Consider the following 19,946-nt stretch of genomic DNA (forward strand, 5'->3'; position numbering starts at 1 on the left):
CAGGCGTCACGCGTTGCGCCGCGGCCGGGGTCGTCAGTCCAACTGGCGGGCCCAGTCGGCGAGGAGGGAGAAGTCGCCGGTGTCCAGGCCGACGCGAGGGTCGATCCGGTGGAGGAGGGCGGGGCCGGCGTGGTGCTCCCGTACCCAGGCGTCGTCCGCGTCGGTGATCTGGTCGTCGACCCATGCGAAGGGGCGGCCCTGTGCCCAGGAGACGATCTGCGGTGTCTTCCAGAACACGCCGCCCTCCGGACGGACCGGCGTCTCGGACCAGGCGATGTACGGCAGAACGGGAAGGCCCAGGAGGGGCGCGAGGTAGTCGTTGGCCTCCTCTTCCCACGTCGTCGCCCAGACCAGGTCGAAGGGCAGCGCCGTCAGAGCCGGACCGTGGTCCGGGTTCAGCCGGACACGCAGCGGCCTGACCGGTCTGCCGGGCAGCCCCCACTCGGCGAGCCGGCGCCGCTCCTTCGCCTCCCAGCGCGGTGTCAGCAGCCGGTGTGTCGCGTAGCCCGCGGGGCGTCCGTACGGTTTCGCCGCATACGGATTCAGCGGTCCGTCGACGTCCACCAGCAACACCGGTCGCACCGGCCCACCCCCAGTCCCCTGCGCACGTTACCGCTCGCGACGGCGCAGTCACACGGCATTTCCGGCCCGCTCGGCCCCCGTCGCGGCACGGCCGGGGAGGCGGGCAGGGGGCGCCACCGGTGGGGTCCGCGTCGACGCGGTCGGGGCAGGGGTCGGTCAGGAATGGAGAAGCACGGGCGTTCCGCGCCGCATAGCATCACCGCCATGCGCCTGCGCGGACGGCGGTGCGGGCTGCCGTGCCCTCTCAGACGTGTCCATGACCGACCGCGGGTGCGGTCCGGGCGGCGCCGGACCGCACCCGCAACCGCCGTCGGCACACGGCGTCCGGACATACTGCACGCAGCCGGTCGGACCGAGCCGGACGACACCAGCGGCGACCGCGACGGGGCGGCCCGCGCGACAGAGGGAGACCCGATGAGCATGGCCAGGCGGACGGACCCGCAGTCGCGTGCCCCGCACCCTGCCGACCGCCACGACCTGATCCGTGTGCACGGCGCGCGCGAGAACAACCTCAAGGACGTCAGCATCGAGATCCCGAAGCGCCGGCTGACGGTCTTCACCGGCGTCTCCGGATCGGGCAAGAGCTCGCTGGTCTTCGACACGATCGCGGCGGAGTCGCAGCGGCTGATCAACGAGACCTACAGCGCCTTCGTGCAGGGCTTCATGCCCAACCTTGCGCGGCCCGAGGTCGACGTCCTCGACGGACTGACCACCGCCATCATCGTGGACCAGCAGCGCATGGGCGCCGACCCGCGCTCCACCGTCGGCACGGCCACCGACGCCCACGCGATGCTGCGCATCCTCTTCAGCCGGCTCGGACAGCCGCACATCGGCCCGCCCAGCGCGTTCGCGTTCAACGTCCCCTCGGTCCGGGCGAGCGGCGCGATCACCGTCGAGCGCGGCGCCAAGAAGGCGGTGAAGGCCACCTTCACCCGGACCGGCGGCATGTGCCCGCGCTGCGAGGGCCGCGGCAGCGTCTCCGACATCGACCTCGCCCAGCTCCTCGACGACTCCAAGTCGATCTCCGAGGGCGCGATCACCGTCCCCGGCTACAAGACCGGCGGCTGGAACTACCGGCTCTACAGCGAGTCCGGCCTCTACGACGCGGACAAGCCGGTCAGCGCCTTCACCCGGAGGGAGCTGCACGCCTTCCTGCACCACGAGCCGACCCGGATGAAGATCGCCGGCATCAACATGACCTACGAGGGGCTCGTCCCGCGGATCCAGAAGTCGATGCTCTCCAAGGACCGGGAAGCGATGCAGCCGCACATCCGGGAGTTCGTGGACCGGGCGGTCACCTTCACCACCTGTCCCGAGTGCGAGGGGACCCGGCTGAGCGAGGGCGCCCGGTCGTCGAGGATCGCGGGCGTCGGCATCGCCGACGCCTGCGCGATGCAGATCAGCGACCTGGCGGCGTGGGTGCGCAAGCTCGACGAACCGTCCGTCGCACCGCTGCTGGCCGCGCTGGGGCAGACCCTGGACTCGTTCGTGGAGATCGGGCTCGGCTATCTCGCGCTGGACCGGCCGTCGGGCACCCTGTCGGGCGGCGAGGCGCAGCGCGTGAAGATGGTCCGCCACCTGGGCTCCTCGCTCACCGACACGACGTACGTCTTCGACGAGCCCACGACGGGCCTGCACCCGCACGACATCCAGCGGATGAACGATCTGCTGCTGCGCCTGCGGGACAAGGGCAACACGGTGCTGGTCGTGGAGCACAAGCCGGAGACGATCGCCATCGCCGACCATGTCGTCGACCTCGGCCCCGGCGCCGGCACCGAGGGCGGCACCGTGTGCTTCGAGGGCACCGTCGAGGGACTGCGGACCGGCGGCACCGTCACCGGGCGGCACTTCGGCGACCGGGCCGCCCTCAAGCAGACGGTGCGCAAGCCCACCGGAGTGCTGGAGATCCGCGGCGCGGCGACCCACAACCTGCGCGACGTCGACGTCGACATCCCGCTCGGGGTGCTCTGCGTGGTCACCGGTGTGGCGGGCTCCGGGAAGAGCTCGCTGGTGCACGGCTCGATGCCCGGGAGCGCGGACGTGGTGTCGGTCGGGCAGGGCGCGATCCGCGGTTCGCGGCGCAGCAATCCGGCGACGTACACCGGGCTGCTCGACCCGATCCGCAAGGCGTTCGCGAAGGCCAACGGCGTCAAGCCGGCCCTCTTCAGCGCCAACTCCGAGGGGGCGTGCCCCGAGTGCAACGGCGTCGGCGTGATCTACACCGACCTGGCGATGATGGCGGGGGTGGCCGCCCCCTGCGACGCGTGCGAGGGGAGGCGGTTCCAGGCGTCGGTGCTGGAGTACCGGCTCGGCGGCCGCGACATCAGCGAGGTGCTGGCGATGTCGGTGACCGAGGCGGAGGAGTTCTTCGGCGCGGGCGAGGCGCAGACGCCGGCCGCACACCGGGTGCTGCGCCGGCTCACCGACGTCGGGCTCGGCTACCTGAGCCTGGGCCAGCCGCTGACCACCCTGTCGGGCGGTGAGCGGCAGCGGCTCAAGCTGGCGACGCACATGGCGGAGAAGGGCGGCGTCTACGTCCTCGACGAGCCGACGGCCGGCCTGCACCTCGCCGACGTGGAGCAGCTGCTCGGCCTGCTGGACCGGCTCGTCGACTCCGGCAAGTCGGTCGTCGTGGTCGAGCACCACCAGGCGGTCATGGCGCACGCCGACTGGATCATCGACCTCGGCCCCGGCGCCGGCCACGACGGCGGCCGCATCGTCTTCGAGGGCACCCCGACCGACCTGGTCGCCGCCCGCTCCACCCTCACGGGCGAGCACCTGGCGGCGTACACGGGCGCGTGAGCGGGGTCCGGGACCGGTGCGCCGGCACCCGGTCCCGGACCGGGTCAGAAGGCCGTGTGGGCGCTCCAGTGGTCCAGTGTCGTGGCCGGGCCGGTGACCTCGAAGGGCTTGTCCTGGTAGGAGCGCCGCCCGTACAGCAGGAGGAGGAGGTCGGCCGCCGGGCCCCGGACCGTCGTGCGCGCGCCGGGACGCGCGGGGTCGGTGGTGTCGGCCGTGGGCAGGAGGCGGAAGCCGTCCGTGTCCAGGAGCATCCGCCAACGGCCGCTCGCGGGACCGTCGTCGGTGCACTCGAAGGTGAGGGTCTCGCCGCTGCCGCGCAGACGGCCCACGGCCGGGGCGAAGAGGTGGGCGTGGCGGAGGTTGACGAGGAACTCGTCGATTCCGTCCGCGGCCAGTGCCGGGTCGACGGGCGACGGCCGGCCGACGGCCTCTTCGGCGTCGACCCGGTGCACCAGCGTCTCGAAGAGCATCCGGCGGGCCCAGAAGCGGGCGTGCTGGTCCTCGCCCCAGGCCCACATCGGCGCCTGCGGGTCGGTGGCCTCCAGCACCGCCGCGATCTTCCCGATGCCCGCCTCCACCCACTGCGGGTAGTCCCGGGGGCTGTCCGGCAGGGCCAGTTCGACGTCCCGGTCGCGGGGCGGCTCCTGCACACGCCGGGTCAGCAGGGCGCAGAACCAGCGCTGGAGGCTGCCCACGTGCCGGGTGAGGTCCCCGACGGTCCAGTCGGGGCAGGACGGTACGGCGGTCGCCGGGTCCACGTCCCCGACCACCTCGGCCAGGCGCGCCGTCTCCCGGCGGATCGCCTGGCAGTGGGTGGTGTACGGCAGCGGACGCTCCGCAGCGCTGGAGGCTTCCATTCGTGTTCCGCCCTTTCGTGCGCCGGGCGCGTGCCGAGGGGCCCGGGGTGGTGTGTGCGTGCGGGCCGCGGTGTCGCGGTGCCGGTGCGGTCCGGTGCCGCGCCGCGGTCCTCGCCCATGATCCCTCATCATGGCCGCCCGACCGCCGACGGCCCGCGGCGGACCGTGCGGCCCGCCCGGCACCGCCCCCTCGGCGCCGTGGGTACGGGTGGACGTCCCCGGGGGTTCCGTGCCGGCGTGCGACGCCTGCGGGGTCCGGCAGCGCCCGGTCCGCACGTCCCACAGCCGCACCAGGCGGTCCCAGACCCCCGGTGACGGCGAAGGTGCCGTCGGCGGAGAGCGCGAAGCCGTACGGCGTCCATCGCCGGCCTGCCCCTGACGTACGGCCCGGGGTCGTCGACCGTGCCGACGTCGCCGACGTCGTCCAGGTGCCGCACCACACGCTCCAGCCGGACGACGCGGGACGGCCCCTGCGCCTCCACGCTGCGCTTGGCGTTGAAGGACTTCAGGCTGGCGCCGACCTCGCCGGTGCGCCGGTCCCCGAACCCGCCGTCGAGTCGGGGCAGCAGCATGTCGACCTTGGCGTCGCTGACGTAGAGGTAGTAGTGCAGCGACACGTCGGCCCCGCTCCCGGCAGCGGGTCCGCTCCCACCCCGCGAGGCTGTTGCGTGCCGCCGCGCGAACATGCCTCTTGTGTACAGCGGTTGGCGCCGCGCCCGCAGGGGGACCGGGCCGGTTCGCAGCGCGGCGCGAACTGCCTCCCGGGGCCCGCCGCCACCGTCAGTCCACGTGCCAGGCACCGCCGAGCCGGCTCAGCCGGGCCGCCGCGGTGATGGTCGCGTAGATGTAGTGCTGGGGTGCCTCCGGCATGACGGGGGCGGGCTTGAGGAGCAGGACCGCTCCCCATATCGCACCGTCCCAGATGACGGGGGCGGCTATGGAGTTCCACTGCGCCATGCACTCCTGGCGCCCCAGCGCATAGCCCTGGTCCCTGATCTCGGCGAGTGACGCGAGCAGTTCGCCGCCGTCGCGGAGGACGCCGGGTCCGGCCTCCTCAGGCACCGGGTCGGCGGCCACCCGCTTCTGGATCTCCTCCGGGAGGTACGCGAGGATCGTGCGGCCCGACGCCCCGGTGCGCAGCGACCGCGTGACGGAGAGGACGTCACGGGGCGTCATGCCGAGCTCCACGAGGTCGGAGTCGCCCACCGCCATGTCCAGGCACTGCCGGCCGGCCGTGCCGAAGGGCGCCCTCATGTAGAGGAAGACCAGGCCGTGGTCGGTGGCGTTGCGCAGGCCCCGGAGGACCTCGGACGCCTCGCTGCCGGAGAGCCTGTCCTCGGCGAGGGCGTGGAAGCCCAGGTCGGCGACGGTGCTGCCGAGCTGGTAGAGGCCCCGGTCGACGCGGACGAAGGTGTTGTTGTAAGTGCCGGCGGTCAGGATGCGGCTGGTGGTGGAGTCGTCGAGGTCGGCGGCCTTCGCTATCTCCGACAACCGGTGTGCGCCGGGGCCGAGCGGGACGAACGCCTGCTGCACCCGCATGAAGCGGTCCGCGTAGCCGGTCCCGGTCCCGCGCTGTGCACTCATCGGCCGTCCCCCTGGGTCGCGGCCGCGCTCCGCCTCCCGGGGCGCGGCGGTGCGCGGAGGTGGTCGCCACCGCGCACGCTCTGGACGCCCAGGTTATTACCTGGCGGTGTCGAGGCTGAACTTGCCCGTTCCCGTACGGAGGTTGAGCGCATGGTGCACCTTCGCCGCGTCGGCCAGCGGGTACGTACCCCCGTCGACGACCTTGAGCGCGCCACCGGCGACGGCGTCGAAGAGCTGCCTCATGGACGCCGCCAGCGGCAGCGTCCGGTCGGTGTACAGGTGCGGGAGCCAGAACCCGGCGGCGGTGACGGACTTCTGGAGCAGGGTGCGCACGGGGATGTCGGCGAGCCGGCCGCCGGCGTATCCGTAGACGGCGAGGCGGCCGCGCGGGGCCAGCACCTCGAGGGTCTGGTGGAGGGTGGGGCCGCCGGTCATCTCCAGCGCGGCGTGGACGGGGCCGCCCGCGGCGTCGAGGATGCGCTCCGCCAGGCCCTCCTCGTGCGAGTCGACCGCTGCGGCCGCGCCCAGTTCCAGGGCCAGCCGGCGCTTGTCCTCCGTACCGGCGAGGGCGATGACGCGGGCGCCGGCCCGGTGGGCGAGCTGCACGGCGAGGGTGCCGACACCGCCGGCCGCGGCCGGGACGACGACGGTCTCCCCCTTGGTGACCCGGGCGACCGTGAAGAGCAGGTGGTAGGCGGTGTTCCCCTGGAGGGCCAGCGGAACGGCCTGGGCGTCGGTGACGCCGTCCGGGACCTCCCACTGCAGCCGGCGGTGCACGGCGGCCTTCTGCGCGTAGCCGCCGCCCTGCGTCAGCGCCACGACACGGGTGCCGTCGGCCCGGGTGCCCACGACCTCGTTGCCCGGGACGTACGGCAGCTCGACGGGCGCCAGGTAGGAATTGCCGCGAACATGGACGTCCGCGTAATTGACTCCGGCGAGCCTGACGTCCAGCAGTATCTGTCCGCGGCCTGCTTCGGGGTCGGGAACATCCTCCAGCCGCAGTACCTCGGGGCCGCCGAATTCCCTCATGACAATGGCGCGCACAGTGCTCCCATCGAAGCCGGTCGAATGCGTACCACGGCAGGCTAGGCCATCGCCCCGCCCCTTCCGACCCGGGATTCCCGCATCCTGCACATTTCTCGCCAGCTGAGAAATGGGTGCCGTATTTCTCACTCCGCAAGAAAGTTCAAACATGAACTTCTCGCGGGGTGAGAAGTGTGAAATGCAGGTTGCATTCGCGTTTTCGCCGGGAGATAGTGATGCCGCCTCGCTTTGCCGGGCGGATTCCTGCGGCCGACACCGCCGCGGGCGCGCCCGGCAGCACGGGAGGACGAGCACCCACCGCCGGTCCGGGGAGCGCCCGGGCCGGGTCCGGGGCCGCGGGACCGGCAGCCGGACCCGGGGGCGGGTGCTCCAGGAGGCGAACGGGGACAGGTGGAGGACACCGATGATCGACCAAGTGCCGCTCAGGGCCGAGGATTCGACGACGTGCGCGGAACGGCCGGCGCACGCACGCCCGCCGTCCCACCCGTCACGCCGCTGAGAAACACGGACCGTCGGAGATCGCCCGACCCCTCGTGATGGCCGCCGCCACCGGTCTCGGGTGGCCGGACGGGTAGCGGCCGGCGGGCGGCACTCGGCAGGCGCCGCCTCCCTGCACCGCAGGCGCAGGCGACCCGCCGACCACCACGGGCCTGCGCTCGCCCGCCGATCCGCGGAGCGCCACCCCGTCGGACCGGCACCGGCCTCCGCAGGCCCGGCCGGCCGCGCCGCTCGTCCACACTGCCCGTCCAGACCGCACGGAGCAGTACGCAGCCCGGGAGCGCACGCCTGCGCTCCGGACGTCCGCACCGCACGACACCCGTTTCCGGCCGGTGCACGGGTGGGTGCCGCCAGGGGACCCGCCGCGTGTCACCGCGCCGCCGACCGACCACGCCCGAAGTCCGGGTGCGTGCCGCAGGACGGCCGCACACCGGACGGGCACCGTCAGCGCCGCCGACGCGGCCACCACCGTCCCCAGGGAGACCGCTGCGCCCGCCGTACGACCGCCCTCAGTCCGCCCCGCCGTGCCGGTCCGCCTCCGGAGGAATTCCCACATCTGGGTCCTCGCCACCGAGTTCGCCACCGCCCACACGCGGTGGCGGGCCGGCCGCCGGTGCGGGGTCACCGACCGGACCGGACGCAGGGCCGGGCACGGGAGCGGCGGATGCGCCGCCCGCGCCCGGGTGCCCGCCGCCACTGGTGACCGTGGGCCCGTGGCCGCCGCGGGACGCCTTCGCTGACCCTCCCCCACCACCTCCACCTCGCCCTCGCCGAGGAGCGCGGCCCGCTGCTCCTGTCGGCGCTGGCGGCGCCCGTGTCGACGGCGGCCGACGACGTCCTGCGGGCGGTGACCGGCCGCGACCGGGTGGCGGACGCCCTCGATGTCCTGACCCCGCTCCTGCCCTCCCGGGGCGCGCCCGATGCCGCCGGCGGCGGGTGGTCCGGGTTCACCTGGCCGACGGCGCGGGCGGCGGGCCCCTCACGGAACGCGTCCCCGCGGATTCGCGGACTCGAGCGTGAACGCCTCTCCCAGGCATAGGTGGCGCGGCTCACGGGGAGCGGGACTGCTCATCGGTCGTCCCGGGCGCGAGCGGTCGCGGGGTGCCGCCGCCCGGGGCGACGGGGATCCGGCCCGGCCGCCTCACACCCGGCCGTGGGCCAGCAGGGCCGCGTGAGGCAGGCTGGGTGCCGTCCGCTTCGGTGAACTCGGCGGACAGCGACCTCAGACGGCCCTCGATCGCGGCGACGACCGCCGGAGGCCGACTCGTGACGAGCCGCCCGATCGTCGCCACGCCGGCCGCCGGCCCGCTCCACCATTCCGCGAGGGTCGTCCGGTGGTTCCACACCAGCGTGTCGCAGTCGACGTCCTGCAGACCCGCCTCCCCCAGCAGCGCGGCGAACCCGTCCTCCGTGCGCGGGAAGTCCTCCTCCGCAGGGAGAGCGGGCAGGTCGGCGGGCCGGGTGACGCCCGCCGCCCGGACGGCCCGCCCCAGCAGAGCCTGCCCGGCGGCCGCGGGAACGGGCCATACGGTGAGGGCGATCCGGCCGCCGGGGCGCGTCACCCGGCGCAGCTCCCCGAGGGCCTGCCGGGGCCGGCCCACGTGGTTGAGGACGAAGTTGCCGACCACGGCATCGAACTCGCCGTCGTGGAAGGGCAGTCGGGGCAGCGCAGCCAGCCGGACGTCGGCGGTCGGTGCCGCCTCCCCGGCCCGGGCGACCATGTCGGGCTCGGCGTCCACCGCCGTCACGTCCGCTCCCCGCCGAGCCGCCGCCGCGGCCGCGGCTCCGGTGCCCGTCCCCACGTCGAGGATCCGCGCACCCGCCCGGACCCGCGCGGCGTCGAGGAGCCGGGGCACCGGGTGGGCACAGAGCTTGGCGAAGCTCCGCGCGCAGGCGTCGGCCCGCCCCGCCCACGCCAGCCGCTCGGACGCGTCGAACGCCGTCTGAACCAGCCGCTTCCTTTCCCCCGGAGCCCCTGCCGGTCGCGACCACGATGCGGCATCTGCGGACTGCTGCACAAGATCGATGCGCGCCGGGACACGGGACGGCCGGGGCGGCTGCCGCACCGACGGGGCACTTGTACATGCGTCCAATGGACGCATACGATGCGCCCGACGGACGCGTCGTACGCCCCCGGACAGCGGCCGGACGGCACGACCGCGCATCCCACCCGGTACGGCGAACTCTCCGGCGGTGAGCAGGACATGGCGGAACGGGGGACCGCACGGACCCGCGTGCGGGCCGGCACGCGGACCGGGCCGTCCGGGGCCGCGGTCGGCTCGGCCGACTGGTGGCGCGGGCGCTACGCCCTGCGGGACCGCAGGCGCGCCCGGCCCGGCGGACTCACCCTGGACGCGATCACGGCGACGGCGCTCCGCATCGCCGACGACGAGGGACTGGACGCGCTGACGATGCGCGCCGTCGCCGACCGGCTGTCGGTACGGCACACCTCCCTGTACCGCCACGTGGCGAGCCGCGAGGAACTCCTCGTCGAACTCGTCGACCACATGCTCGGCGAGATCCGCCTCCCCGGACCGGGCCGCGGCTGGAGGGCCGGCACGGAGTCCGGGGCGCGGGAGTACCGCCGTGTCCTGCTCGCGCACCGCGCCCTGGTGCCCCTGCTCCCCCGGGGTCAGCTCCTCGGCCCGAACGCCCTGCGCGCCCGGGAGGCGGGGCTGCGGCTGCTGGTCGAGGCCGGCTGGCCGGCCGAGCGGGCGGTGCGGATCTACCTCACCGTCACCCACTACGTGGTCGGCGCCGTGGTCCTGGACACCGGGGGCGCGGCGCGCACGGCCGCCCGTCGAGCCGCCATGGCGGACCTGTTCGCCTCGCTGCCCGCGGGGCGGCACCCGCTCGTCACGGCGCACTCGGCGCTGCTGGGCGGACCGGACGGCGACGACGAGTTCGACTTCGGCCTGCGGTGCCTCCTGGACGGCATCGCCTCGACCCGGGAGGACCGCCCGTGACCCGTACCGCCATGCCCACCGGAGCGCAGTGGGCCGCCGGGGGCACCCGGACGACCGTGCGCGGACGCACCCGCACCCATGTCCTGTTCGTCCGCCAGGACGGCCCCGCCGACGGCACACCCGTGACGCTCGTGCACGGCTTTCCGACGTCCTCCCACGACTGGTCGCCGATCGTGCCGGGGCTGGCGGCGCGGGGGCACCGGGTCACCACCCTCGACCTGCTCGGCTTCGGGCACAGCGACAAGCCGCGCGGGCACGCCTACTCGGTGCTGGAACAGGCCGACCTGGTGGAGGAGGTCTGGCGCGGCCTCGGCATCGGCGACACCGCGCTGGTCGCCCACGACTACGGCGTCAGTGTGGCCCAGGAGCTCCTGGCCCGTGATCCCGGCAGGGTCACCCGGTCGGCCTGGCTGAACGGCGGCCTCTACCCGGACCTGCACCGTCCGATCCGCGTACAGCGGCTGCTGCACGGACGGTTGGGCCCGGTCCTGGCCCGTGCCGTGAGCGAGCGCGGCTTCCGTGCGTCGATGCGGAAGGTGATGTCCCGGCCGGTGTCCGACCGCGATCTGCATCTGATGTGGGAGAACGTCGCGCTCGACGGCGGCCGTCTGCTCGCGCCCCGGCTGCTGCGCTACATCGACGAGCGGCGGGCGCACGAGGCCCGGTGGGTCCCGGCGCTGGAGGGGTGTCCGGGGCCGATGCTGTTCGTGTGGGGACCCGCCGACCCGATCAGCGGCGCCCATGTGCTGGCCCGGGTGCGGGAGCGCATGCCGCACGCCGTCGTGCACGAGCTGTCCGGGCCGCCGGCGGTCGGCCACTACCCGCAGGTCGAGGCGCCGGACGAGGTCGAGGCGCTCCTCGGCGACTTCCTCGCCGCGGACTGACCCGGGGACGGCGGAGCGGAAGCGGCCGGATCCGTACGTCCGGCCGGCGCCTTCAGCGGACGCGCGTCTGCGCCGTACCGCCGCCCCGGATCTCCCTGACCAGTTCGGTGACGAGCCGTGCGCGCTCCTCCATGGCGTCGACGAGGAGGTACTCGTGGTCGGCGTGCGCGCCGCCGCCGACCGCTCCCAGGCCGTCGAGCGTCGGTACCCCGAGGGCTGCGGTGAAGTTGCCGTCGCTGCCGCCGCCGACCGCCTTGCCCTCGATGCCGGGCCTCAGGCGGCGCGCCAGCTCGAACAGCCCGACGGAGGCCGTGCCCGGCATCGGAGGCCGTCCCACGCCGCCGCTGACGTCGATCTCCGCCCCGTCCAGGTGCGGGGTCAGCGCGGCGAACGCCGCCTCGATGCGGTCCTTCTCCGCCGCGGACTCCACCCGGACGTCGACGACCACCGTGGCCTGCGCGGGCACCACGTTGTCCTGCGTGCCCGCCGAGGCCACCGTCGGCGTCACGGTCGTGCCGGCCTCGGGGCGGCTGAGGGCGGCGATGTCGAGCACCTGCCGTGCCGCCTCGATCAGCGCGTTGACACCCGCCGCCGGTTCCAGCCCGGCGTGCGAGGCCCGACCCGTGACCGAGACCTGGAAGCTGCCGCATCCCTTGCGTCCCGTCTTCAGGCCGCCGCCCTCGGCCGCGCCCTCGAAGACCAGCACGGCGCCGCAGGCGCGGGCCCGTTCCTCGATGAGGGCCCGCGAGGAACCGGAGCCGACCTCCTCGTCGGCGGTCACCAGGATCTCCACGCCGGACAGGTCGTCCAGCGCCGCCAGTCCGTGGACGGCCTGCACCAGACCGCCGAGCATGTCGAAGACGCCGGGTCCTGTGGCGCGCCCGTCCTCGACGCGGAACGGGCGCCGCTCCAGCGTGCCCAGCGGGAACACCGTGTCGTGGTGGCCGAGGACCAGCACGCGGGGATCGCCGCCGCCGGACCAGTGGACGTGCGGTCCGGCCTCGCTCTCGACCAGGGCGGCCCGCCCGCCCAGCCGGCGCTCGACGAACGCCGCCACCGTCTTCGCCGACGCGGACAGGGCGTCGAGGTCGCGCGACGGCGACTCCACCTCGACGAGCGTCCGCAGGTCGTCCAGCATGGCAGCGGCACTCACGTCGGCTCTCCGGTGCGTCGTCATGCAGCAAGGATAGGCGGGCCGGACGGCGCGGGACGGCCGGAGGGAGCTGCCCTCCGGCGGCTCAGGCGCCGGTCCGGACGGCGGCGACCAGTCGCGACCAGCGGGCGGTCATGTCCCCCGCGGACAGCTCGGGATGGGCGATCCACCAGCCGACGAGCGCGCTGACGGTGCCCGTCCACACGTGCTTGAGGGCGTCCGCGTCCAGCGCGTCGTCGTTGCCCTCGGCCTGCAGCAGGGCCGCGGTGCCCGCGGCCGCCAGTCCGTCGACGGCCGCGCGGTGGCGACGCGCCGCCTGCCACGGCGCGGAGTCGTGCGGCAGGGTCCGGTCGTACAGCACGAACCAGGCGTGCCGGCAGTCCTGGAGGGTGTCGAAGACCGCGGCGAGGACGGCCCGCGGCAGCGCCTCCCGCTCCGGGCCCGACGCCATGGCCTCCTCGATCGCGGCGCGCAGCCGCGGGCCGATGTGGTCGACGCAGGCCGTGTAGAGCCCGTCCTTGGAGCCGAAGTACGTGTACAGCATCGGCTTGGTCACGCCGACGCGCCGGGCGATCTCGGCCATCGACGCGGCCGCGTGGCCGTGCCGTCCGAACTCCTCCAGAGCCGCGGCGAGGATCTGTTCCTCCCGGAGGGCGCGCGGAACCCCCTTCGTCCCGGCGCCGCCGCCCCTGCCCCGCCGTCCCGCCGTGCCGTCGCCGGACGGTTCCGGTGCGGCCGAGGCTCTTGCCGTCGTCATGAAGGGCACTATACGTTGCAGTAAATTACTCCTTGGTAAATTACTGAGAGGTCACATCCATGGCCGATCGCAGTACCGCCCCCTCCGCCCCCTCCGCACCGTCCCCGGCACCCCGGAGCCGCTCCTGGTGGGGCTGGGGCACCACCGCCGAGGCGCTGCCCGACGCCGAGTGCATCGCCCTCGGGCAGTTGGTGCCGGGTGCGGCGGACACTCCGCGGCCCGTGCCCGGCGTCCGCGACCTCGCCCTGCCCGACGTGCGCGTCGCACCGCCCGCCGCGCTCGCCCCGCTGATGTCCTGCGACCCCGGGGAGCGGGCCTCGCACACGTACGGCAAGGCCTACCGCGATGTCGTGCGCGCCCTGGACGGAGACCTCGCGGCCGCCCCGGACCAGGTCGTGCGCCCCCGCACCGAGCAGGACGTGGTCGACGTCCTCGACTGGGCGGCGGACGCGGACGTGGCCGTCGTCCCGTACGGCGGCGGCAGCTCCGTGGTCGGCGGCGTCGAGTACCGCGCGGGACGGCACCGCGGTGTCGTCTCCCTGGACCTGTCCGCGCTGGACCGGGTGCTCCGGATCGACCGGGCCAGCCGTGCCGCCCGGATCCAGGCCGGCGCCCTCGGCCCGGGACTGGAAGCCCAACTGCGTCCGCACGGACTGACGTTGCGCCACTTCCCGCAGAGCTTCGAGTACTCCACCCTGGGCGGCTGGCTCGCCACCCGGGCCGGCGGCCACTACGCCACGCTCCACACCCACATCGACGACCTCGTCGAGTCCCTGCGGGTGGTGACGCCGGTCGGGGTCAACGAGTCGCTGCGGCTGCCCGGTTCGGGTGCGGGCCCCTCCCCCGACCGGTTCTTCCTGGGGTCGGAGGGCACTCTCGGGGTGATCACCGAGGCGTGGATGCGGCTCCAGGACCGCCCCCGTCACAAGGCGTCGGCCACGGTGCTGTTCGACGACGTGCACACCGCGATGGACGCCGTGCGCGCCGTCGCCCGGTCCGGGCTGCATCCGGCCAACTGCCGTCTCCTGGACCCCGGAGAGGCCGCCCTGGCCGGCGTCGGGCGCGGCGGGGCGAGCGTGCTCGTGCTCGGCGTGGAGTCGGCCCACGTCCCCGTCGGCGGACGCCTGGCCGAACTCCTCACGCTGGCCCGCGACCACGGAGGCACCCCGGTGCCGTCACGGCCGGGCGCCCCGGACGACGACGCGGGCCGGTGGCGGTCGGCGTTCCTGCGGATGCCCTACCTCCGCGACGCGCTGGCCCGGATGAGCGTGATCACCGAGACCTTCGAGACCTCCTGCACCTGGGACCGCGCCGCGGAGCTGTACGAGGCGGTGCGCACCCGGCTGGGCGAGGCGGTGACGGAGGTGACGGGCACCGCCGGCACCGTCAACTGCCGTTTCACGCATGTCTATCCGGACGGTCCCGCGCCCTACTTCACGGTCGTCGCACCGGGGCGGCGCGGCGACGAGGTGGCGATGTGGGACGAGATCAAGGCCGCGTCGCTGGAGATCCTCCACGACCACGGCGCGAGCGTCACCCACCACCACGCCGTCGGTCGCGACCACCGGCCGGGCTACGACCGCCAGCGCCCGGAGCCGTTCGCGCTGGCGCTGCGTGCCGCGAAACAGGCCCTCGACCCGGCCGGGATCCTGAATCCGGGAGTCCTGATCGATCCGCCGGACGCCCGCTGACGGGGCGGGCGCGCGGCCCTGTCCGCCGTGCCCGGTGCCGTACCCCGGCACCGGGACCACCCGGCTCGGGACGCCGTGGGGGCCGCGGGGCCGCCTGCCGTCGAACGGGGCCCGGCACCGCGGACCCCGATCCCCCACGTACGCACGAGGAGACACGGCAGGAGCGGAAACACGGCGCGCGAGGCAGCGGGCGCCATCGCGGACGTGACGGTGGCCGAGCGGTTCCTGCCGCGTTCGCCGCACGCGACGGGGCGGCCCTCCGCGCGCTGCTCACCGACGACATCACCTGGTCGATGCCGGGCACCGGCAGCATCTCCGGCCTCGCGCACGGAGCGGACGCGGCGCTCGACCGGGCCCGGGGGATCGCGGGAGGGGCGTGCGGACCGAGCTGCTGCACGTCCTGGCCGGCCGCGGCGGGGTGGCCCTGTCACTGCGCAACACCGCGACCGCTCCGGACGGGCGCACCCTCGACGAGCACCTCGCCACCGTGCTGACCCTGCGCGGCGGCCTGATCTGCGCCGTCGACAGCTTCCTGTCCGACGTGGCCGGGACGAGCGCGTACCTCGCCCGACGCGGCGGCAGCGCCGTCGGCGGTCAGCGGGCCTGATCCGCGTCGTAGGCCAGCCGGGCCTGCTCCACGCGGTCCAGGTGGCCCTCGCCCCAGGCCGCCAGGTGTGCGAACAACGGGGCGAGGCTGCGGCCGAGTTCGCTGATCTCGTACTCGACCCGCGGGGGGACCTCCGGGTGGTAGGTGCGCACGACCAGGCCGTCGCGCTCCAACTGGCGCAGGCGCTGGGTGAGCACCTTCGGGGTGATCCCGGTGATCCGCCGCTCCAGCGTCACGAAGCGCTGCCGGCCGTGGGCGTGCAGCGTCCAGAGGATCGGTGTGGTCCAGCGGCTGAACACGAGGTCGACGACCGGGGCGACGGGACACGCGAGCGCCGGGTCGGTCCCGGTGGCCGCGTGCGAGGGCGCAGTGCCGGACATGGACATCCCCCCGGGTGAGTCGCTTTCCTCTAGGAACGTACCGCAACCGCGGTGTTAGCGTCCGTGCGTCGCCCGGGGAACGGCCCGCGGAGCAGCGCTCCGAGCCTTCCCTCATCGAGTCGGGCTTCATCAACCATGGTGGAAGACAGAGGAGTTGCTGATGTTCGTTGTGACGGGGGCCACCGGGAACGTCGGCCGGTCGCTGGTGCGTGCGCTCGCGGCGGCCGGGGCGCCGGTGACGGCGACGTCCCGCGGGATCTCGGAGGGGGACGTGCCGGACGGGGTCCGGTGGCGCAGGGCGGACCTGACCGAGGCGGAGACCCTGCGCCCGGTGTTCGACGGCGCGCGGGCGCTGTTCCTGCAGAACGGCGGGCCCAGCGCCCACCTGCTGAGTCCGCGTGACCTTCTCGGCGCCGCGAAGGCGGGCGGCGTCGGGCGCGTGGTGCTGCTGTCGTCCCAGGGCGTCGCGACCCGGCCGGAGTCGGCCTCGCACGGCGGGGTGGGCCGCGCCGTCGAGGACGCGGTGCGGGAGTCGGGGCTGGAGTGGACGATCCTGCGGCCGGGCGGTTTCGACTCCAACGCCTTCGCCTTCGCGGAGTCGGTCCGCGGTGCGCGGACCGTCGCGGCGCCCTTCGGCGACGTCGGTCTGCCCCTGGTCGACCCCCTCGACATCGCGCTCGTCGCCGCGCAGGCGTTGAGGGAGGACGGACACGGCGGGCGCATCCACACCCTCACGGGGCCCGCCCTCGTCACGCCCCGGCAGCAGGCCGAGGCGATCGGCGGCGCGCTCGGCGAGCCGGTCCGCTTCGTGGAGCAGACCCACGACGGGGCACGGACCGCGATGCTGCGGTTCATGCCGGAGCCCGCGGTCGACACCACCCTGGCGATCCTCGGCCGGCCCCGGGCCGAGGAGCTGCGGATCAGCCCGGACGTGCAGCAGGTACTCGGCCGCCCGGCGCGGACCTTCGCCGAGTGGGCCGGGGACCACGTCGCCGCCTTCCGCTGACGACCGACGGCACCCGGATCCGCGCACCGGAGTGGGACGCCGGCCGCCGGTCCGGCGCCGGGCGGCACCGTCGCGGGGCGCACCGTCGGCCCCACGGTCCCCACGCCCCGCAACCGGCGTGCGGCCGATGACGGGTGGAGGGGCGCGGGGCCGCGGTGAGACACCCGCGGGGCCGTGGGCTCAGGTAGCGGCGTCCTCTGGGGCGGCCACGGGGACCTGGCCGTCGGCCCGGTCCGGGGACCAGTCCACGAAGATCATGGCCACGTCGTCCGAGAGGGAGTCGCCGGTGTGGTGGATCAGGCGCTCGTGGAGCCGGTCCAGGAACTGCTGCGGGGTCCGCGCGTCCACCTCCTCCATGGCGGCGGACAGCGGGAAGAACTCGCCCGCGTCGTTGCGGGCCTCCAGGACGCCGTCGGTATGCAGCAGCAGGCGGTCGCCGGGGGTGAACGGGTAGCTCTCCGTGACGGCGAAGGGGCCGACCGCGAGGTCCTCCAGGCCGAGCGGCGGCATCGGCGCGCGGGGGCCCAGGGCGTGCGCCTTGCCGTGGTGGAGCACCAGCGGCGCGGGATGGCCGCGGTTGACGAAGTGGACCGTCGAGGCGCCGGACACCTGCGCCACGAGCGCGGTGACGAAGGACTCCGCGCGGTACTCGTCGTCGTAGCCGGCGGTGGCGCACTCCCGGCGCAGCGCGGCCGCGCAGTGGTTGATGACCTCGGCGAGGTCCTGCTCGTAGTGGACCGTCTCGCGGAAGGCGCCGAGCACCGCCGCGGCCGCCCGGACGGCGGGCAGCCCCTTGCCGCGGACGTCGCCCACGATCATGCGGATCCCGTACCGGGTCTGGACCGCCTCGTACAGGTCGCCGCCGATCTGCGCCCCGGCCTCCGCGGCGAGGTAGATGCTCGCCGCGCGCAGGGGGCCGAGGCGGGCGGACACGGGCCGCAGCAGGACGTCCTGCGCGGCCTCGGACACGCGGCGGATCTGGTCCATCTCGTGCCGTCTTCGCACCCGCATGATGTTGCTGATGGTGACGCTGGCGACGGACACCACGAGCAGCCCCAGCAGGTTGCTGTAGACCTGCTCGTCCCCCCACGAGTGGTGGAGGGTGGCGGAGGTGCTGGTGACGCCGAGGGCTCCGGCTGCCGCAGCGAGTGTGCCGAAGGGGCCCATGGTGAGGGCGGCCAGCGGCGGCATCGCGGTGAGGAGCGGTCCCGTGTACACGTAGTGCAGGGGCGACAGTTCGATGCCCAGGCCGACGAGTACGACCGCGAAGGGCACGCACTGCTCGAGTCTGAGGAGGGCCCGACCGTGACCGCTCGCTTCTGATCGGGGAGACGCGCGGAGCCACCGCATGAGAACAGCGTCTCTCGCCGTCCCGGGATGTTCCACCCGTGCCGACGGCGACGGCAGTCCCCCGGCGGCGGGCGCAGGCCGCTCCTCCCAGCGAAATCCATACCGGGTTCATTTTTGAACCCGGTATGTTTTATGGTGGTCGGCATGGCAGGACTGAGGGAGCGGAAGAAGGAGCGGACCAGGCGGCTGATCGCCTCGGTGGCCCTGGAGCTGTTCGCCGAGCGCGGCTTCGACGCGGTGACGGTGAACGAGATCGCGGATGCCGCCGACGTGGCGAAGGCGACCCTGTTCGCCTACTTCCCGACCAAGGAGTCGCTGGTCCTGGACGGGGTGGCCGGGGACGACCTGGCCGGCATCGTCGCCGGCCGGCCCTCCGGGACGACCTGTCTGGAGGCGCTGCGGGCCCACCACCGTGCGCTCGCCGCCGGACGGCTGCCGGACTCCGCCCTGGAACCGCTGCTCACCCGGGTGCGCGTGATCCAGGGCGATCCGGCGCTGCGGGGCGCCGCCGAGGCGCTGCTCTACCGGCAGCGCGATCAGCTGGCCGAGGTCCTCTCCGAGGACCACGGCGAACGGGTCGCCGCCCTCGTGGCGGCCCAGGTGGCCGCAAGCCAGCTCGCCCTCCAGGAGTCGTTCTTCCGGCGCCTCCTCGACGGCGCGTCGGCCGCGGAGGCCGGCCGGGCACTGGCGGCGGACGTCGAACTGGCCTTCGATCTGCTGGAGCACGGACTCGCACACACCGCGACGGAGAGGCACTGACGTGCGCGCACGAGGCATCACCTACGACACCGGGACCTTCCCCGGCGAGCAGCTCACCCGGAAGACCTTCGAACCGGAGGCGGTCGAGCGCGAGATGCAGGTCATCGCGGGGGAACTGCACTGCGACGCCGTACGGATCTCCGGCCGCGACGCCGACCGGCTGGAGGCGGCCGCTCGGCACGCCGCCGGCGCCGGGCTCGAGGTGTGGTTCTCGCCGTTCCCCGTCGACCTCGCACCGGAGGACGCACTCGCCCTCTTCACCGACTGCGCGCGCCGCGCCGAGGCCCTCCGCCGGGACGGCGCGGAGGTCGTGTTCGTCACCGGGTGCGAACTCAGCGCCTTCTGCCACGGCTTCCTGCCCGGCGACACCTACCGCGACCGCCTGGGGGCCATGCTCACCGCGGACATGGCGTGGTGGACCTCGCTCGGCGGGGTGCAGGAACGCCTGAACTCCTTCCTCGCCGAGGCCGCCGCTGCGGTGCGCGCGCACTTCGGCGGGCGGGTCACCTACGCGTCCGGGCCCTGGGAGGGCGTCGACTGGCAGCCGTTCGACGTGGTGGCCGTCGACGCCTACCGCACCGCGCACAACGCGGACACCTTCCGCGACCGGCTGCGGGATTTCTTCGCCCACGGCAAGCCGGTCGCCGTCACCGAGTACGGCACCTGCGCCTACCGGGGCGCCGGGGACCGCGGCGGCATGGCGTGGCAGCCGCCGCGGGACGCGGTGCCCGACGAGGACGAGCAGGTCCGCTATCTCGGGGAACTCCTCGACGTCTTCGAGGAGGAGGGCGTCGACACCGCGCTCTGGTTCGCGTTCGCCGCCTACGACAAGCCCGCAGAGCGCGACATCGCCTCCTACGGGGTGGTGCGCATGCTGGACGCGACCCGCTGGGAGCGGAAGAAGGTGTTCGGCGCGATGGCGGCCCGCCATGCCCGCGCGGACACGGAGGCGCCGGGCACGGGCACGCCGGGCATCGCCCCGGGGGCCGCCCGGGGGTGACCCGCGCGACCGGCCGGTCCCGGCGC

At 74.5% G+C, this 19,946-nt stretch carries 17 protein-coding genes and 1 pseudogene; 8 read left to right on the plus strand and 10 right to left on the minus strand.

Annotated features, from left to right (window positions below; all coding sequences use genetic code 11):
* Positions 1-33: 33 nt before the first annotated feature.
* On the minus strand, positions 34-573 hold the full coding sequence (locus tag P3H78_RS22890; RefSeq protein ID WP_313884422.1) for an HAD domain-containing protein: 540 nt from the start codon (positions 571-573) through the stop codon (positions 34-36).
* A gap of 423 nt (positions 574-996) precedes the next feature.
* Here P3H78_RS22890 and P3H78_RS22895 point away from each other — a divergent pair, with 423 nt between their 5' ends.
* The gene (locus tag P3H78_RS22895) at positions 997-3,384 is read left to right on the plus strand and encodes an ATP-binding cassette domain-containing protein (RefSeq protein WP_276110985.1); all 2,388 of its coding nucleotides are present in this window, start codon (positions 997-999) and stop codon (positions 3,382-3,384) included.
* A gap of 44 nt (positions 3,385-3,428) precedes the next feature.
* On the opposite strand, the gene P3H78_RS22900 is transcribed toward P3H78_RS22895, so the two are convergent.
* The 5 genes and pseudogenes from P3H78_RS22900 to P3H78_RS22915 all read right to left on the minus strand — a co-directional run bounded on the left by P3H78_RS22900 (position 3,429) and on the right by P3H78_RS22915 (position 9,319).
* A complete protein-coding gene (locus tag P3H78_RS22900; protein WP_276110986.1) occupies positions 3,429-4,241 on the minus strand; it encodes a maleylpyruvate isomerase family mycothiol-dependent enzyme in 813 nt (270 codons plus the stop codon).
* Positions 4,242-4,369: 128 nt separating this feature from the next.
* Positions 4,370-4,927, minus strand: coding sequence for a DUF7019 family protein (locus P3H78_RS33440; RefSeq protein WP_369015724.1), 558 nt, complete (start codon positions 4,925-4,927; stop codon positions 4,370-4,372).
* Positions 4,928-5,021: 94 nt separating this feature from the next.
* On the minus strand, positions 5,022-5,825 hold the full coding sequence (locus tag P3H78_RS22905; protein ID WP_276110987.1) for an IclR family transcriptional regulator domain-containing protein: 804 nt from the start codon (positions 5,823-5,825) through the stop codon (positions 5,022-5,024).
* Between the two features lie 96 nt (positions 5,826-5,921).
* Entirely contained in the window at positions 5,922-6,854 is a 933-nt protein-coding gene (locus tag P3H78_RS22910; RefSeq protein WP_276110988.1) for a quinone oxidoreductase family protein, read from the minus strand.
* 1,654 nt (positions 6,855-8,508) lie between these two features.
* Positions 8,509-9,319: pseudogene (locus P3H78_RS22915) on the minus strand (class I SAM-dependent methyltransferase).
* 153 nt (positions 9,320-9,472) lie between these two features.
* On the opposite strand from P3H78_RS22915, the gene P3H78_RS22920 reads away from it, so the two are divergent.
* Positions 9,473-10,333, plus strand: coding sequence for a TetR/AcrR family transcriptional regulator (locus tag P3H78_RS22920; protein WP_276110990.1), 861 nt, complete (start codon positions 9,473-9,475; stop codon positions 10,331-10,333).
* Positions 10,330-11,217, plus strand: coding sequence for an alpha/beta fold hydrolase (locus P3H78_RS22925; protein ID WP_276110991.1), 888 nt, complete (start codon positions 10,330-10,332; stop codon positions 11,215-11,217). Before P3H78_RS22920 ends, P3H78_RS22925 begins: the two co-directional genes overlap by 4 nt.
* 52 nt (positions 11,218-11,269) lie before the next feature.
* Here P3H78_RS22925 and P3H78_RS22930 read toward each other — a convergent pair whose 3' ends face one another.
* The gene (locus P3H78_RS22930; protein ID WP_276110992.1) at positions 11,270-12,394 is read right to left on the minus strand and encodes a M20 family metallopeptidase; all 1,125 of its coding nucleotides are present in this window, start codon (positions 12,392-12,394) and stop codon (positions 11,270-11,272) included.
* Between the two features lie 61 nt (positions 12,395-12,455).
* On the minus strand, positions 12,456-13,127 hold the full coding sequence (locus tag P3H78_RS22935) for a TetR/AcrR family transcriptional regulator (RefSeq protein ID WP_276110993.1): 672 nt from the start codon (positions 13,125-13,127) through the stop codon (positions 12,456-12,458).
* Between the two features lie 59 nt (positions 13,128-13,186).
* Between P3H78_RS22935 and P3H78_RS22940 the strand changes: the two genes are divergently transcribed.
* Together P3H78_RS22940 and P3H78_RS22945 are read left to right on the plus strand one after the other, a co-directional pair.
* Positions 13,187-14,818 (plus strand): FAD-binding oxidoreductase, encoded by a 1,632-nt coding sequence (locus P3H78_RS22940; protein WP_276110994.1) that lies wholly within the window; start codon positions 13,187-13,189, stop codon positions 14,816-14,818.
* A 376-nt stretch (positions 14,819-15,194) separates the two neighbouring features.
* Positions 15,195-15,425 carry a hypothetical protein gene (locus P3H78_RS22945; RefSeq protein ID WP_276110995.1) on the plus strand — a complete coding sequence of 77 codons (231 nt, stop codon included), beginning with the start codon at positions 15,195-15,197 and terminating at the stop codon, positions 15,423-15,425.
* Here the strand turns inward: P3H78_RS22945 and P3H78_RS22950 are convergent.
* A complete protein-coding gene (locus tag P3H78_RS22950; RefSeq protein ID WP_438828020.1) occupies positions 15,413-15,811 on the minus strand; it encodes a winged helix-turn-helix transcriptional regulator in 399 nt (132 codons plus the stop codon). The two genes, P3H78_RS22945 and P3H78_RS22950, sit on opposite strands and share 13 nt — an antisense overlap.
* 154 nt (positions 15,812-15,965) lie before the next feature.
* Here P3H78_RS22950 and P3H78_RS22955 point away from each other — a divergent pair, with 154 nt between their 5' ends.
* A complete protein-coding gene (locus P3H78_RS22955) occupies positions 15,966-16,811 on the plus strand; it encodes an NAD(P)H-binding protein (RefSeq protein ID WP_276110998.1) in 846 nt (281 codons plus the stop codon).
* A gap of 180 nt (positions 16,812-16,991) precedes the next feature.
* Here the strand turns inward: P3H78_RS22955 and P3H78_RS22960 are convergent, their stop codons facing one another.
* On the minus strand, positions 16,992-18,086 hold the full coding sequence (locus P3H78_RS22960; protein WP_276110999.1) for a PP2C family protein-serine/threonine phosphatase: 1,095 nt from the start codon (positions 18,084-18,086) through the stop codon (positions 16,992-16,994).
* Positions 18,087-18,305: 219 nt separating this feature from the next.
* On the opposite strand from P3H78_RS22960, the gene P3H78_RS22965 reads away from it, so the two are divergent.
* Entirely contained in the window at positions 18,306-18,920 is a 615-nt protein-coding gene (locus P3H78_RS22965; RefSeq protein ID WP_276111000.1) for a TetR family transcriptional regulator, read from the plus strand.
* A 1-nt stretch (position 18,921) separates the two neighbouring features.
* Positions 18,922-19,920, plus strand: coding sequence for a glycoside hydrolase family 113 protein (locus tag P3H78_RS22970; RefSeq protein WP_276111001.1), 999 nt, complete (start codon positions 18,922-18,924; stop codon positions 19,918-19,920).
* The last annotated feature ends 26 nt before the right edge of the window (positions 19,921-19,946 follow it).

Origin of the sequence: Streptomyces tropicalis (genome assembly GCF_029269835.1) — a bacterium.
In the GTDB taxonomy this organism is placed as follows: Bacteria; Actinomycetota; Actinomycetes; order Streptomycetales; family Streptomycetaceae; genus Streptomyces; species Streptomyces tropicalis.

Bases quoted from the DNA above. Each gene is read 5' to 3' on its own strand.
- P3H78_RS22895 (WP_276110985.1), top strand. From the start codon at position 997: ATGAGCATGGCCAGGCGGACGGACCCGCAGTCGCGTGCCCCGCACCCT.
- P3H78_RS22900 (WP_276110986.1), bottom strand. From the start codon at position 4,241: ATGGAAGCCTCCAGCGCTGCGGAGCGTCCGCTGCCGTACACCACCCAC.
- P3H78_RS33440 (WP_369015724.1), bottom strand. From the start codon at position 4,927: ATGTTCGCGCGGCGGCACGCAACAGCCTCGCGGGGTGGGAGCGGACCC.
- P3H78_RS22905 (WP_276110987.1), bottom strand. From the start codon at position 5,825: ATGAGTGCACAGCGCGGGACCGGGACCGGCTACGCGGACCGCTTCATG.
- P3H78_RS22910 (WP_276110988.1), bottom strand. From the start codon at position 6,854: ATGAGGGAATTCGGCGGCCCCGAGGTACTGCGGCTGGAGGATGTTCCC.
- P3H78_RS22920 (WP_276110990.1), top strand. From the start codon at position 9,473: ATGCGCCCGACGGACGCGTCGTACGCCCCCGGACAGCGGCCGGACGGC.
- P3H78_RS22930 (WP_276110992.1), bottom strand. From the start codon at position 12,394: ATGACGACGCACCGGAGAGCCGACGTGAGTGCCGCTGCCATGCTGGAC.
- P3H78_RS22935 (WP_276110993.1), bottom strand. From the start codon at position 13,127: ATGACGACGGCAAGAGCCTCGGCCGCACCGGAACCGTCCGGCGACGGC.
- P3H78_RS22940 (WP_276110994.1), top strand. From the start codon at position 13,187: ATGGCCGATCGCAGTACCGCCCCCTCCGCCCCCTCCGCACCGTCCCCG.
- P3H78_RS22950 (WP_438828020.1), bottom strand. From the start codon at position 15,811: ATGTCCATGTCCGGCACTGCGCCCTCGCACGCGGCCACCGGGACCGAC.
- P3H78_RS22955 (WP_276110998.1), top strand. From the start codon at position 15,966: ATGTTCGTTGTGACGGGGGCCACCGGGAACGTCGGCCGGTCGCTGGTG.
- P3H78_RS22965 (WP_276111000.1), top strand. From the start codon at position 18,306: ATGGCAGGACTGAGGGAGCGGAAGAAGGAGCGGACCAGGCGGCTGATC.